The organism is Pseudomonas psychrophila, assembly GCF_001043005.1.
Taxonomy (GTDB): domain Bacteria; phylum Pseudomonadota; class Gammaproteobacteria; order Pseudomonadales; family Pseudomonadaceae; genus Aquipseudomonas; species Aquipseudomonas psychrophila.
This window is the reverse complement of the sequence record NZ_JYKZ01000001.1, coordinates 897,490-910,421: the sequence shown is the minus strand read 5'-3', so window position 1 is coordinate 910,421 and position 12,932 is coordinate 897,490. Positions and strand designations below refer to the sequence as shown.

The 12,932-nt window shown below is 49.0% G+C and carries 14 protein-coding genes and 1 pseudogene; 8 read left to right on the top strand and 7 right to left on the bottom strand.

Annotated features, from left to right (window positions below; translation table 11 throughout):
- Positions 1-12: 12 nt before the first annotated feature.
- Complete coding sequence (locus TU76_RS04205; protein WP_019823719.1) at positions 13-465, bottom strand: Lrp/AsnC family transcriptional regulator; 453 nt, start codon at positions 463-465, stop codon at positions 13-15.
- 168 nt (positions 466-633) lie between these two features.
- Here TU76_RS04205 and TU76_RS04200 point away from each other — a divergent pair, with 168 nt between their 5' ends.
- The 3 genes from TU76_RS04200 (at position 634) to TU76_RS04190 (ending at position 2,336) form a co-directional block, all read left to right on the top strand.
- Positions 634-1,251, top strand: a complete 618-nt coding sequence (locus TU76_RS04200) for a LysE family translocator (RefSeq protein ID WP_019823718.1) — start codon at positions 634-636, stop codon at positions 1,249-1,251.
- 29 nt (positions 1,252-1,280) lie between these two features.
- On the top strand, positions 1,281-1,841 hold the full coding sequence (locus TU76_RS04195) for a DUF924 family protein (protein WP_019823716.1): 561 nt from the start codon (positions 1,281-1,283) through the stop codon (positions 1,839-1,841).
- Between the two features lie 105 nt (positions 1,842-1,946).
- Entirely contained in the window at positions 1,947-2,336 is a 390-nt protein-coding gene (locus TU76_RS04190; protein WP_019823714.1) for a c-type cytochrome, read from the top strand.
- On the opposite strand, the gene TU76_RS04185 is transcribed toward TU76_RS04190, so the two are convergent.
- Positions 2,337-2,666 (bottom strand): hypothetical protein, encoded by a 330-nt coding sequence (locus TU76_RS04185; RefSeq protein WP_019823712.1) that lies wholly within the window; start codon positions 2,664-2,666, stop codon positions 2,337-2,339. It lies immediately after the preceding gene.
- 145 nt (positions 2,667-2,811) lie between these two features.
- On the opposite strand from TU76_RS04185, the gene TU76_RS04180 reads away from it, so the two are divergent.
- Positions 2,812-3,183, top strand: coding sequence for a hypothetical protein (locus TU76_RS04180; protein WP_037031935.1), 372 nt, complete (start codon positions 2,812-2,814; stop codon positions 3,181-3,183).
- Positions 3,184-3,267: 84 nt separating this feature from the next.
- Here the strand turns inward: TU76_RS04180 and TU76_RS04175 are convergent, their stop codons facing one another.
- The 5 genes and pseudogenes from TU76_RS04175 to TU76_RS25830 all read right to left on the bottom strand — a co-directional run.
- Positions 3,268-3,864 (bottom strand): LysE family translocator, encoded by a 597-nt coding sequence (locus tag TU76_RS04175; protein ID WP_048351139.1) that lies wholly within the window; start codon positions 3,862-3,864, stop codon positions 3,268-3,270.
- A gap of 51 nt (positions 3,865-3,915) precedes the next feature.
- Positions 3,916-4,752 carry an AraC family transcriptional regulator gene (locus TU76_RS04170; RefSeq protein ID WP_019823704.1) on the bottom strand — a complete coding sequence of 279 codons (837 nt, stop codon included), beginning with the start codon at positions 4,750-4,752 and terminating at the stop codon, positions 3,916-3,918.
- 382 nt (positions 4,753-5,134) lie between these two features.
- Positions 5,135-5,803 (bottom strand): class I SAM-dependent methyltransferase, encoded by a 669-nt coding sequence (locus tag TU76_RS25835; RefSeq protein ID WP_082136498.1) that lies wholly within the window; start codon positions 5,801-5,803, stop codon positions 5,135-5,137.
- 14 nt (positions 5,804-5,817) lie between these two features.
- Positions 5,818-6,483 carry a hypothetical protein gene (locus TU76_RS24445; RefSeq protein ID WP_053070208.1) on the bottom strand — a complete coding sequence of 222 codons (666 nt, stop codon included), beginning with the start codon at positions 6,481-6,483 and terminating at the stop codon, positions 5,818-5,820.
- Between the two features lie 1,104 nt (positions 6,484-7,587).
- Positions 7,588-7,713: pseudogene (locus TU76_RS25830) on the bottom strand (IS3 family transposase); the annotation flags it as partial.
- Between the two features lie 468 nt (positions 7,714-8,181).
- On the opposite strand from TU76_RS25830, the gene TU76_RS04160 reads away from it, so the two are divergent.
- The 4 genes from TU76_RS04160 to TU76_RS04145 are packed head-to-tail and all read left to right on the top strand — an operon-like array spanning position 8,182 to position 12,833.
- A complete protein-coding gene (locus TU76_RS04160) occupies positions 8,182-9,234 on the top strand; it encodes a DNA cytosine methyltransferase (protein ID WP_048351138.1) in 1,053 nt (350 codons plus the stop codon).
- A gap of 17 nt (positions 9,235-9,251) precedes the next feature.
- Entirely contained in the window at positions 9,252-10,247 is a 996-nt protein-coding gene (locus tag TU76_RS25350) for an HD domain-containing protein (RefSeq protein ID WP_048351137.1), read from the top strand.
- A complete protein-coding gene (locus TU76_RS04150; RefSeq protein ID WP_048351136.1) occupies positions 10,244-11,953 on the top strand; it encodes an ORC-CDC6 family AAA ATPase in 1,710 nt (569 codons plus the stop codon). The genes TU76_RS25350 and TU76_RS04150 overlap by 4 nt, the downstream gene beginning before the upstream one ends.
- On the top strand, positions 11,946-12,833 hold the full coding sequence (locus TU76_RS04145) for a hypothetical protein (protein WP_048351135.1): 888 nt from the start codon (positions 11,946-11,948) through the stop codon (positions 12,831-12,833). Before TU76_RS04150 ends, TU76_RS04145 begins: the two co-directional genes overlap by 8 nt.
- Positions 12,834-12,932 lie beyond the last annotated feature (99 nt).

Genomic DNA, 12,932 nt, shown 5'->3' with positions numbered 1-12,932 from the left:
GGGATGCCGTTGTTACAACGGCAGCATGCGGTCTTGAATGACCCGCTTCATCACCAGCGTGGAGGTGAGGCGCTGAACGTTGGGCAGCGAGGTCAGACGCTCATCATATAGCTGCTGGAAGGCCGGCAGGTCGGCTGCGACCACATGCAGCAGATAGTCCGGATCGCCGAACAAGCGTTGAGCATCGACGATTTGTGAGGTTTCGATCACGGCAGTTTCAAAGTCAGTAATCGCCTGGCGGGTCACTTCACGCAGGGTCACGAACACCATCGCGGAAAAATTCAGCCCTAACTCGCTGGGCGCCAACAGGGCCCGATAGCCCAGGATCACGCCTGAGTCTTCCAGTGCCCGCACCCGGCGATGACAGGGCGAGAGGCTAAGACCCACTCGTTCTGCCAGTTCCGTAACCGAAAGTCGGCCATCGGCTTGCAGCTGCGCAAGAATCTTTCTGTCAATTCGATCCATGTGGAAGAACCTTCCCTTGTCATGGCGGCTGGTTGGGATAAACGAAAGATAATCCTACCAGCATTTCCTTATTCTTCTTTTGCTCGCTGGCGCTTTTAACGGTGGCAGAGGCAGGGAGCTGCGGCGCCTTAATAACCAACGTGATTCCAGCGAAGAAAGGAAAGTCCTTTGACTCTGAGCGTCTTGGCCGCTTTTTGGGCGGTGTCTTTTTTGTTCATCATCACTCCCGGCGCAGATTGGGCTTACGCGATTTCTGCGGGCATGCGCGGGCGGCTGGTGACGCCTGCGGTGGCTGGCATGTTGTCCGGACACTTGCTGGCCACGGTGATTGTGGCGGCGGGTGTGGGCGGGCTGGTGGCGCGCAACCCGATGGTCCTCACCGCCCTGACGGTTGCCGGGGCCATGTATTTGCTCTGGCTGGGTGTGTGCATGCTCAGGGACCCTGCGACGCCTCAGTCCGGGGAGGGGCAGGTGTCTGATTCGTGGTCGCGCTGGGCGTGGAAGGGGTTGTGTGTGAGCGGCCTGAACCCCAAGGTGCTGCTGTTGTTTCTTGCCCTGTTGCCGCAATTCACTGACCCGCTTTCAACCTGGTCGATACCCACGCAGATCATTGCCCTGGGTGCACTGCATGCGGTCAGTTGTGCCGTGGTGTATCTCATGGTCGGGTTCAGTGCCCAGGCCGTGTTGCGGACCCGGCCTGGGGCTGCGAAAAACGTCAGCCGGTTGTCCGGCGCGGTGATGGTCTTGATTGCAGTGGTGCTGCTGGCGGAGCAGGCCTACAGTTGAAGCTTGGTCCACTACGTGAGGAAGAAGCCGTGGCAACGAGCAGCAGCGATCAGCAAGCAACGCCCCAAGCGGTCATTGAGTTCTGGAAACAGGCGGGGCCCAAGCATTGGTTCGCCAAGGATGAAGCGTTCGACACCGTTTTTCGCGAGACTTTCTACGTCGCCCACTTTCAGGCCGCCAGGCGCGAGCTAGAACACTGGATGGAGCAGCCCGAAGGTGCGCTGGCGTTGCTGTTGCTGCTTGATCAGTACCCACGCAATTCGTTTCGTGCAACGGCGCACATGTTTGCCACCGACCCGCTGGCACGCTTCTACGCACGTCAGATGATCGATGCCGGCATGGACCAGGAGATTGATGGGTCCTTGCGCATGTTTTGTTATTTGCCGTTTGAGCATTCGGAAAGCAGTGAAGATCAGGAGCTGTCACTGCAACTGCATCACGCGCTTGATCCAAGCGCTTCGGAATGGGCGCAAGAGCACGCCGATATCATCCGCAGATTTGGGCGCTTTCCCCATCGCAATGACGTTTTGGGACGCGAGACCACCGAGCAGGAGCGCAGGTTTTTGAACGATGGCGGGTTTGCGGGTTAAGTGCCGGGCATCCAGGGCCCTGAGGTGTGCGGCTAGGGAAAGGCTCGGCAAGCAGGCATAATCGGCGCCTGCGCCTGAACCCCCTTACTTGATTCGGAGTCACCCATGAAGCCCCAAGCCTTGCTGCCCTTGGCCCTGTTCCTCACTGCCGGATTGTTCAGCACCGGGGCCGCGGCGGCGGGTGATGCACAAGCGGGCGGCAAACTGTTCACCAAAACCTGTGGTGGTTGTCACAGCATCGGGGAAAACGCCCGGAACGGTTTTGGCCCGCACCTCAATGGCGTGATAGGTCGGCTGGCCGGGACCAGCGCCGACTACCAGTACTCCGACGCCATGAAGAACTCCGGCGTGGTGTGGACGCGGGAAAAACTCGCGGCGTATATCGAGGCACCCAAAAAGGTCGTGAGCGGTACGCGGATGATTTTCTGGGGGATCAGCGATCCTGAGAAAATCGAGAACCTGCTGGCCTACATCGAGACATTTCAGGGGCAGTGATTACTGCACGTCTTTCAAGTAGTCCTTGAGCGTCAGCAGCGCAGGGTGCATCTGTTCCAGGGTTTGGGCATTCGTGAATTCGCCGGACAGCCTCAGCAACTCTCGCCCCATGGGCGTCTGCGCACCGCCCAGGGCATCAAGCGCCAGATCCAGACATCGGCCGACTTTGAGCTGGATGGCGTTGATATCGCCGTTGCGCAGTTCAAAGGCAAAGACGTCGCGCTGGTAGTCGCTCATGGCCGGATCGTCACGCAATATAGGGCTTGAACCTTCGCACTCATACGCCAGTTTGAGTGAGTAAAGGGCGACTGCTTCCAGTGGCAATTGCATCGAAAAGTTCCTGTGCTGTGATGCCGGGCGGCGATCATCGCTGTTCTGCAGGTGAAAAAAAGGCTTTGAAATGGCCGGGGCGGGTTTCCAGTATTTATGACAGACCGATGGTACCCTCCGGATATTTCAGGGACGGAGCAAGATGATGCGAAAGATGGCATCAGCCGCAGTGGTTGCAACGGGTTTGCTCGCAGCGAGTGGAGCGTGGGCCTGGACAATGAAGGAGGGCACGATCCAGTTCAGTAACGGCGAAGTGTCTTATTGCCAGAGTTGGGCACTGGATGCGGTTTCCATCATGCTAGGTCGCCAGGAAAACAGGCCCCCTACGTTTGTTTACGATGAATACTATGAGCCTTCGGATGCAACCAGGCAGATGCGCGATGTGTTTGAGCGCGATGCCGAGACGTACCCGATAGAAGAGACAGAAGAAAAGAAATTGGCGGCCGCAGAGAAGTTCGGCAATAACGTCAAGGGTCGTTGCTTCAAGGCCTATATCGAGCGCGTTCCGCAATCCTGAGGGCAATGCTCCTCGGCGGTGCTGCAGGTATTGATATGCCCCGTTGGCCGGGTTAACACATGTTGGAGCCCGGCCACACACGACCTACACCAACACGGTCAGCCAGGCGGACACCAGCAGCAAAAAAGCCAGAGCATGGTTCATGCGTTTGAAGGCCTTGGGTGAGCCGAACGCCCGGGCACTGCCTACGCCGAGCAACGCCCATACGGTCATGCACGGCAAGGACACCAGCAGAAAGGCCAGCGACAACACCAGCAGCCGTACGGTCTTTTCGCTGTCACCGGTAAACACGCTCACCACCGCGACCGCCATCATCCAGACTTTGGGATTGACCAATTGCAGTGTGGCTGCACCGAACACACTGAGACCATCGTCCTGCGAGGCGGTCGGACCCAGGGACGGCGGCGCGCTTTTAAAAATCTGCCACGCCAGCCAACTCAACCAGAGCACCCCGGCCCAGGCCATTGCCTGCTGCACACGAGGAAACTGCAGCAGGGTTTCGCCCGCCCCGAGCCCGACGGCAAGCACAATCAGCGTCGCCGTCATGCATGCGCCAAAAATGATGGGCAGCGTGGCAACCAGTCCACGTCGCGAGCTGTGGCTCAACACCAGAATATTGGTGGGGCCCGGGGTTATCGAGGCCACGAACGCAAACAGCAAAAAGGGCAGCAACGATTCCATGGCTCAAACTCCTTGATCAAAAAGGAAGCCATGGTCGCGAGTCAGCAGCAATCAGTCTGGAAGGTTTGAGCAGCGCTTGCGGTAATCCGCTGGCGTGAGTTGGTAGGCGCGACGGAACCAGCGCCCCATATGGCTTTGATCGGCGAACCCGAGGGCGCTGGCCACCTGCACCGGCGACTCGCCCCGCGCCAGCAACTGCCGCGCCTTGGCCAGGCGCAGCTGAATCAAATAGGCATGAGGCGCCAGCCCAAAAGCGGCCTTGAAAGCGCGCGTCAGGCGAAAGCGATCCACCCCACAGGTTTGCGCCAGATCATCCAGCCCGATGTCCTCGCAGACATGGGCATGCAGATAGTCACGCGCCACTTGCGCCACCAATGGCTGGCGCGGATCAAAGGACTGCCGTTTGCGCCAATCAAGGTGGCAAGTGAGTGCCCCCAGCAAGGTATCGATAGTGGTTTGGCGCACAATGCGCAAGTCGCTTTCATGGAGCGCGTGGAACGCTCGTGAAATGGCAGTGGCCAGGCCCGGATCCTGACTCAGCGTATCGGCAAACCCCGGCTGACTGTTGGTTGGTGCGTGCTCGAACAAAGCGTGCAACTCCCGCTCAAGCCAGTGCGGGTCGAGGTAAAGCATGGAATAAGTAAAGCCTTCCTCGGTCGGCGCATGCCCGTCGTGGATCTCACCTGGCTCCAGCATGAAAACCTTGCCCGGCGTACTGAGATGGCGAGCGCGTCGGCAATTGAACTGCTGCACGCCCTGCTCGGTGACCCCCACCAGAAAACTGTCATGCCAGTGCGGATCGTAGGCATGCCCTTTAAAATGGGCACGAATCGATTCAATTCCGGTATCGGCATCCTGGGATAACTCAATCCAGTTGCGTTTATTCACGGAACGCTCCAGAGGGTGGTGATTCAGCTTTGAGCTGTGCGATCGACTAAATTACCGCGCTTTGGAAGACGGCGTTTAGAAGATTTGTGCGGGGTGAGGGTGAGCTAAAAGAGGAGGAGGGGATGAGAAGCGGAGGGCAAATGTCAGGCACAAAAAAACCGGCTCAGTGGCCGGTTTCTCTGTGCTGCAAGTCCTGGTAGAGACTTGCAGGTACTGCTATATGGTGCCCGAGGGAGACTCGTGTGTTCTACATAAACCGTGGCTTGTAGCGATATTCTGAATGATGGGATACATGTGGGGATACACGCTTTTAGACGCTTCAAAGCGTAATCCCAAACGATTATAAATCCAATATTCAGTTTCTTGCCGTGGATGCTTGTGTCTACGGTTCGCTGAAAAGGGCTTCCGACGGTGATCGAGCCTCCACAAAAGTGCTCTCCCCTACACACCAAGACTTAACAATTTCAAAGCCGTGTTCAAGAAGCAGGTCTTGTGTGACTGCCTTATTGAAAATCCCATAATAAGAAGTGGATTTTTTATTGCTGTATATATATCCATTCAAATGTTTTTGGCCAGATTCGAATTTTTTAAAGTATGAGCTTCGGTGTTGGTTGATAAATACAGCGATCCCATCAATGGAGAGTAGTTTTTTTATAGTTAATATTACGCTGTTGAGAGTGTCTTTGCATGGGATCGCAGAGAGAACGTTTGTGCATGTTATTAGGCTGTAGAGTTCTTGGTGATTCTGGATTGTTTCGAACGGTATCGTTTTGCAGTTTGGATAGTTTTTCGACACGAATTCAGTTACTGATGTTTGTTCGCCTCTTATTACTTGTCTTCGAGAAAGTTGGATTTGAGAGTCTACAAAAGTAACGGTCGTAGCTATTTTTGTTAGTGTGTCCGAGTATCTTAGTTTTCCACAACCAAAGTCCAGTGCTGAGTTAGTTTTGCCGCTATAAAGCAAGTAGTCATCTACTGGCTTGGATTTTTGCGTATGTGGCTTTGCGGCGTTCTCTGAACGAATGTGGTTGCCATTGACTAGATATCTCATGAGTTACATCCTTGTTATTTGAAGTATTTTTTAATGGCTTTTACAGGTATTTGGTTGGCTTGGTCTATGGATTTTTTAACAGTCACAAAATACCACTGTGCGAGCGTGACTACTGACAGTGCAGCTAGGTATAGCCACAGTCCAGTAAATGACTTGTCTCTGTCGATGAACTCAAGGGCGCAGATGGTGGTTAGAACAACGAAGATGTGCTCAAAAAAAATCCAGAAAAACATGGCGTATCGCCAGAAAAGCTGAACGTAATGCTGATCAATTTTCTTCGCTTCTGGATAGTACAGTTTGTTCATGGCTAACTTTATCTCGGCGCGGTTCAGCTGTTTGTTTATATTCGCACTTTTAAGCATTGGCGTTATTATAAAAAATTTGTCCCAGATGTACCTGGTGCCTAGCAGTGTTGAGATTTTATTATGGATCTCAAAGAAACTGCTTAAAAAAGTTGCTAGAAGTGCTGCAGCTAACGGTATTGCGCCGAATGAGACTACCCAATCCATGAGCTCCTTGTAGTCTTTCATTGGTGGTATTAGTGACTCTGGAATAATGATTTTTGGGATTATCTCAACGTAGCGAAGAACAAAGAAAAATATAAGTGTCGTGAAAAATGTTCCTTTGTTTAGCCCTTCAAGCATTTCGTTGTAGTTATTAGGTGATTTAATCGTCAGCATTAGTTGTTTCCGATCAATAGCTGGTGAAGGAAGTTTTTTTGTTAGCAGCTTTTAAAAGTCGATGCTGTTTCTGCTATTTTTATGGTCGATGCCTAATCAGGCATTGTTGGCACAATGCCACTGTAGCACGTGACGTCGTGCGCTTGCGTAATTACTCAGCGGATACAGCTTGAACCGTAGATGCTGCAATGTCATTTGGTAGTAGCTATGGAAGAAATTGATCTGAGTGGTGCGGGGACCCTGGAGGCAGCAACATCATACGGGGGCGGAAACCCGCGGTATATTTTTAGCAGCAGGGCACCCAGCTTATTGAAATTTCAATCGTTGAAATTGAAAGTTATTGAAGAAAAGAGGAGAGGGGGACTTGGCACACCGCAGGGCACCTGATTTGTTGCTGATAGTGAACACCTAGGTGAGTCAGCTGGGTCAACCGGTCAAGGTTGGTCAACAAACTTTGAAACCCAGCCACTAACGATTTCGTGCGGGTTTCCTGCCCCGTGCCTGCTTGAAATGCCCAGGGGCCCCAGCGGTTCCTGAGCCATAGTGCAAATGCACTGGTGAACCAGCAGTTCCCTCGGTTCACCTGTTCACTAAGCTGTGCACTTTTCTTCTAACACAATCACGCGGGTTTCCTGCCCCGTACCTCGCAATAAGCCCTAGGGGCCCTCCGGTACTTTTGACGCGTCGTTAAGGGCCTCTGCTCCTATCGCTGAAGGCACCACCGATTGGGGGGGCTAGGGGATATTCTCTGGAAAGCAATGTTACGAGTGTTACGAGTGTTACATATTTGTATATGTGGTTGATTTTAAAGGTTTTTTGTTAGTTACACTGCTCTGGCTCTCATTGATAGAGAAGTGTTACAAGGTCTGCTTGTGTTACATGTGATTTCCCCTAGGAGTTAGTCACAATTGACTCGCAAGCCTCTCTAGGCCAGAGGCAGCAACCTGTAGCAACTAGTTCCAGACACTACGTTACATTTTTTTCACCTGAGCGGAGTTAGCCCACCGCTGAGTGGATGAGGCCTTATGGTGTGCGGTGCATAAAATATGGACTGTTGTGCCGTTGGACCTGCGAAGCCGACATGTAACCCTTTGCAGGTTTCTACTCGGTTTTCAAGCTCCTAAAGATACGCTCCATCGGCGATTTTTCGTAGCAATTGTCCCGCCGACTCATGCTCTGGTGTATGCGATACCGTTGGAGACGCTAGCGAAACTGACGGCTGCCATAATCGCCCCCTAAAACAGTTGTCCTGAGGCTTCCCTCTTTGATCACAGACCATCCCTGAGCCTTTATCAGCAAGTCTGCGAACGGTTCTCTTGGTTACGCTCAGCCCATTACCCGGCGCGCATAGAGATCCATGGCCACGGCTAGGTAGCGTTTTTGTTGGTGTGAGAGCTAGGTTATTCTCGGATTAACACCAGTTCTGACCTCAGATCGCTAAAGGCTCTGCAATAAGACATCTGATGACGATGTGGTCGTGGCCAAAATGTAAGACTCAGGTTGCTGACTCCGCTGGCCAAGAGCGCTTGCGACCGCGGGGCACCAACTCTGCCTGCTAGGTCCGACTTCCTAAGCGTCGGTGATGCACCTGTCGTCTGGAGGTGTTTCTGTCCCTAACTGGCTTGAGATTGATCGGAAATAACTGCTTGTTGCAAAGAAATATGGTAGCGTCAACCAATTTTTTGAACGAGAAAATAAATGCAGGCCGTAGATATATTTTCCGGTGCCGGGGGCATGTCAGTAGGGGCAGCGCTTGCAGGTATAGATGTAAAGTACGCAATCGAAAATGATCCGCATGCGGCCGCTACTTATCGCTTGAACCACCCAGAAACAGTAGTTTTGAATCAAGACATTCGCAAAGTTGGCATTTCAGATTTGCCGGACCTAAGTGATGAGCCATTAATCCTTTTCGGGGGGCCTCCTTGCCAAGGTTTTTCAACGTCAAATCAGAAGACCAGGACTGCGAATAATGAGAATAACTGGTTGTTTTTAGAGTATATGCGATTTGTTAAAGCTCTGGAGCCAGAGTGGGTGGTGTTTGAGAACGTTAAGGGGCTTAAAGAGACCGAGGGCGGTGTTTTTTTAAGGAGTATTCAGGATTCGTTTAAAAAGTTAAATTATAAAACCTCTACGTTTATATTGAATGCAACAGAGTACGGCGTTCCTCAGAAGAGAGAGCGCTTATTCGTTATAGGATCAAAAAAGGGTAAGGTTCTCGATAAGCCGCTGATAAAACACAGTAAAGTCGTTACCGTAGATGAGGCTATAGGGGATCTTCCTTTTTTAGAGAATGGCGCTAGTATAAATATATTGCCGTATCGAACACATGCTCACTCGGAATTTTCTGAGCTAATGCGTGGCGGATTGAGTAGTTGTGCCAATCACTTGATAACAAGAAATGCACAACATATTTTGGCAAGATATCCTCATGTGCCGCAGGGAGGGAATTGGGAAAATATACCTGATGAACTAATGCTAAATTACGCTGATAAATCCAGGTGTCACACGGGGATTTATCACCGGCTTTATTCGGATAGACCTTCAATAGTAGTCGGGAACTTTCGAAAAAATATGCTGATCCATCCATGGCAGCATCGAGGCTTGTCGATTAGAGAGGCAGCAAGGCTTCAATCATTCCCTGACCACTATGAGTTTCAAGGGACTATCGGCTTTCAACAGCAACAAGTAGGTAATGCTGTGCCTCCCTTGCTGGCCCAAGCTGTTTTTCAACATATCACTATGTCAATTTGACCCTGGACGCTTAAAAAATGTGGGAATCATCCAAGATCGAAGATGAGCTCAAACTACGATTAGAGAGCCAAGGAAGCAATGGCGATGCGTTGTGGGGTAGGTATATTTCTGCACGGACGCTGCTAGTAGGGCAAATTCTTCCTTGGATAAGAACAAAAGAACCAAATCTTACGGATCATGGCCCGGACCATATTCGTAACGTCCTAGATAATGCTTACCATTTGCTTGGTGATGCTGAACGTCTAAATACTGAAGAACTTTATATTTTATGCCAGTCGATTTTATTTCATGATGTTGGGAATATCTTCGGCAGGAAAAAACATAATTTAAATATAAACTCGGTGTATGGAGAGGTGTTTAATAAGCTTTGGCTGAATCGACAGGAAATGGCCTTGGTCGTTTCGATTGGTCGCAGCCATAGTGGAAAAAGTACAGATGGCACGAATGATACACTAAGAGATTTAAAAGATGCTTTTATATTTGGTAGCAAAATAAGAGTCCAGAATTTAGCAGCAATTCTACGTTTTGCAGATGAACTCGCGGAAGGGCCACAACGAACCTCCTCGTATATGATTGAATCTGCAATGTTCTCCGATGATTCAATAATTCATCATCAGTATGCGGAAATTACTTCCGTGAGCATTGACTTGGGTGGTGGACGAGTGGCCCTGACATATCATGTGGATATTGAGAGGGTCGACTTTAAAGATTCGGATAGCTTAAAGCAGTTTTGTGACTTGATAAGGTATATATACTCGAGAATCCATAAACTTGATAGTGAGCGTAGATACTGTAAGCATTACAGCTGTTTTTTGGATTCGTTCAAGAAAACATCGATATTTATTACTTTCTGGAAGGGTATGGAAGCTCTTGAGTCTGTTGGGCCACCAATAGAATTGGACGATCTTTTTATTCCTGGTGTAGATTCAAAAGATGTAGAAAAAATTCACCCTGAATACGGTGTGGATATACTTGTTCCTAGGTTGCAGAAACTTAGCGAGGAAATGGGATGAGTGCGAATCCTTTTGATTTCGATGGGGCAAAAAACCTTCCGGATCGTTTGCTGCTTGATTGGTTTATAGATGATCATAATTACTCTCGCTTTCTGAAATCTTCACGAAATGTTTTGTTGTTAGGGCATCGTGGGTGCGGTAAAAGCATGACGCTGCTCTATTACTCCTTACCATTGGAGATAAAAAAACAGGATATCCCTCTTTGCGAGAAGGATTTGTCTCACGTAGGGGTGTATGTATCGTGCAGTACCCCCCTAGCACGACGCGTTGATCATGACTTCTTCGAAGATGAGAAGTTTTCTAGGGCAATTTCAGAGCACTATTTTGTTCTTTCTATTGCTGTGGCTATAGCGGAGCATTGTGAGGCTATTGTTGATCTTTTTGACTCTACAAGTCTTGAAGAGTTAAAAGAAGAGCTTTTCTATGTGTTCGATGATGAGCTTGCTGCAGACTCGACTATCTTTCGATGTATTAAAAGGGCCTTGAAGAAAGAGTTGAGAATGACGCAAGAGCAATTCTTGTCATTTGAGAATAGAAGTGATTTTACTTTCGCTAGAACATTTTATACATTGATTGTGCCATTTTTGGGGGCCTTGAGGACAACTTCAGTACTTAAGGAGACGCACTTTTCTTTAATGATTGATGATGCGCAAGACTTAAACGATGATCAGCGATTAATGCTGAATTCATGGTTGAGTTATAGAGACCACTCAGTATTTAGTTTTAAGGTGGCACTCGCTACCGTGGTGGATTTCGACAGGAAAACCTCAACTGGCGGTAGCATAATCGAAGGGCATGATTATATTGCGATAAACTTGGAGCAACCATTTCAGAATGAGAACTCTCAATTTGGGATGCTTGCTAGGAGTATAATAGAAAAAAGATTGAAGAATATTGGGATAAGTGCTACTCCAGAAGAGTTTTTTGAGGAGAGTCCTGAGTTTAAGGCCGAATTAGCGATCTGTTGGCGCGAGGTGGTGGATAAATACACCTCAGAACATCCCGAGGCGGGAAAAAAGCAAATTAATGACTATGCTTACAAGCAAGCTCGTGCCTTGTATTTCCGTAAGCGCTCTCCTAAAGCGAATCGTCCAATTTACTCTGGTTTGGATACTTTAATTCATTTGTCAAGTGGTGTCGTACGTAATCTATTATTGCCGTGCTACTGGATGTATGATGACGCAGTTTCCAAGTGTCCAGGCGAGCCGGTTAAGAAGATTTCGCCTGCGATTCAGGCTGATGTGATTATGAAAGAAAGTGAAAAGCTCTGGACTCGTGTGCGAGATGGACTAGATAGAGAGCTTGAGGATTGTTCTAAAGAGCAAGCTAAGTTTATTTTTAACCTAGTTAGCGCTTTGGGTGATTACTTTCGAGATAGATTATTCAATCACGCCTCAGAGCCAAGGATCATTACGTTTACTATTTCAGAGCGCACAACAGAATCTGACGATAAACTGATGCCAGTTTTAGGGCTTATGCGTAAGGCTCAGGTTATGTATAGGCGATCTGGCCCCTCGAAGGATGCAGGGCGCCAGGAAGACTACTATACTCTTAATAGGCTGTTTTGGCCTGCTAGGGGTTTAGACCCGCACGGACAGCATGGGCGAGCATCTATCAAAGCGTCTGCTCTGTTAAGCTCGATGTTAACAGGTAAGTTTCCGCCGGTGGCAGAGTCGGATACACAGAGAGGATTGTTTGATGAGTAGTAAAATTCTGATCACCTCACTAGGTTGGGAACCTCGATTTCTGGCAGGTATAGATGACATACTTAAGAGCTATGTTCCAGACAATGTTGTTATTTTTAAGCCATCTTCTTTTTTCTCTGAAATAACTGATCGTAGTAAAGCCTCTCTCTCATCAAAATTGAGAGGGCTTAAAACTGCACATGCTTATTATGAATTTGGTAGTGATAACCATGTTGGTATTTGGAATGTAGCGCTGGATGCTCTTGCAAGTATACCTAGTGATGCGGAAATTATTTTAGATATCACAACGATGCCTCGCTATCTGATTTGGGCTTGTTTGCATGGTTTGGAAAGGATTAAATCTAAGCTTACCTGTGTTTACTACCCGCCGGAGTCGTATGGTGAGTGGTTGTCTGCAGACACAGGTAAGCCGCAGATGGTTTTCAGACATAGTGGTATTGCATATCCAGATCTCCCAACATCACTTATATTGTTCTCAGGGTTTGATCTTAGTAGGGCGCAGCATTTTGTTGACTTTTTTGAACCTAGAAAAATCGTTCTAATTACCCAGAAAGGCGATCAGCTTGACAATAGTTCTAGGTGCGTAAGTCAGCTTAGTGGTGGGGCCGAAATACAAGTAGAAAAGCTTGATGCTTACTCTGACCCTGTGTCATTGAAAAACGATATGCAGAACCTGATTAATGTTGATCTTGAAGACTTTAATATAGTGGCTACCTCTGTCGGTCCGCGACCTTCAATAATAGCATTATATTTGCTAAATCGAGCCGAGTCGTCAGTTGGTTTGGTTCATGCAAATGCTCATCAGTATAATAAAGACTACTCTTTTGGAATTAATGTCTCTGCAAAATATGAGGCTGTAATAGATTTTAGTGTCGTATAAAATATACTGAACTTTTAGATTTGTCTGACAGTTACCGGGCTTGAGTCTGTAACTGTCAGATCAGAAAGAGGTTTGTGGCTATTTCGGTGTTGTTAGCTT

What these genes read in the sequence shown, in the direction of transcription:
- TU76_RS04205 (WP_019823719.1), bottom strand. Translation starts at nt 465, where the DNA reads ATGGATCGAATTGACAGAAAGATTCTTGCGCAGCTGCAAGCCGATGGC.
- TU76_RS04190 (WP_019823714.1), top strand. Translation starts at nt 1,947, where the DNA reads ATGAAGCCCCAAGCCTTGCTGCCCTTGGCCCTGTTCCTCACTGCCGGA.
- TU76_RS04185 (WP_019823712.1), bottom strand. Translation starts at nt 2,666, where the DNA reads ATGCAATTGCCACTGGAAGCAGTCGCCCTTTACTCACTCAAACTGGCG.
- TU76_RS04180 (WP_037031935.1), top strand. Translation starts at nt 2,812, where the DNA reads ATGCGAAAGATGGCATCAGCCGCAGTGGTTGCAACGGGTTTGCTCGCA.
- TU76_RS04175 (WP_048351139.1), bottom strand. Translation starts at nt 3,864, where the DNA reads ATGGAATCGTTGCTGCCCTTTTTGCTGTTTGCGTTCGTGGCCTCGATA.
- TU76_RS25835 (WP_082136498.1), bottom strand. Translation starts at nt 5,803, where the DNA reads ATGAGATATCTAGTCAATGGCAACCACATTCGTTCAGAGAACGCCGCA.
- TU76_RS24445 (WP_053070208.1), bottom strand. Translation starts at nt 6,483, where the DNA reads ATGCTGACGATTAAATCACCTAATAACTACAACGAAATGCTTGAAGGG.
- TU76_RS04160 (WP_048351138.1), top strand. Translation starts at nt 8,182, where the DNA reads ATGCAGGCCGTAGATATATTTTCCGGTGCCGGGGGCATGTCAGTAGGG.
- TU76_RS25350 (WP_048351137.1), top strand. Translation starts at nt 9,252, where the DNA reads ATGTGGGAATCATCCAAGATCGAAGATGAGCTCAAACTACGATTAGAG.
- TU76_RS04150 (WP_048351136.1), top strand. Translation starts at nt 10,244, where the DNA reads ATGAGTGCGAATCCTTTTGATTTCGATGGGGCAAAAAACCTTCCGGAT.
- TU76_RS04145 (WP_048351135.1), top strand. Translation starts at nt 11,946, where the DNA reads ATGAGTAGTAAAATTCTGATCACCTCACTAGGTTGGGAACCTCGATTT.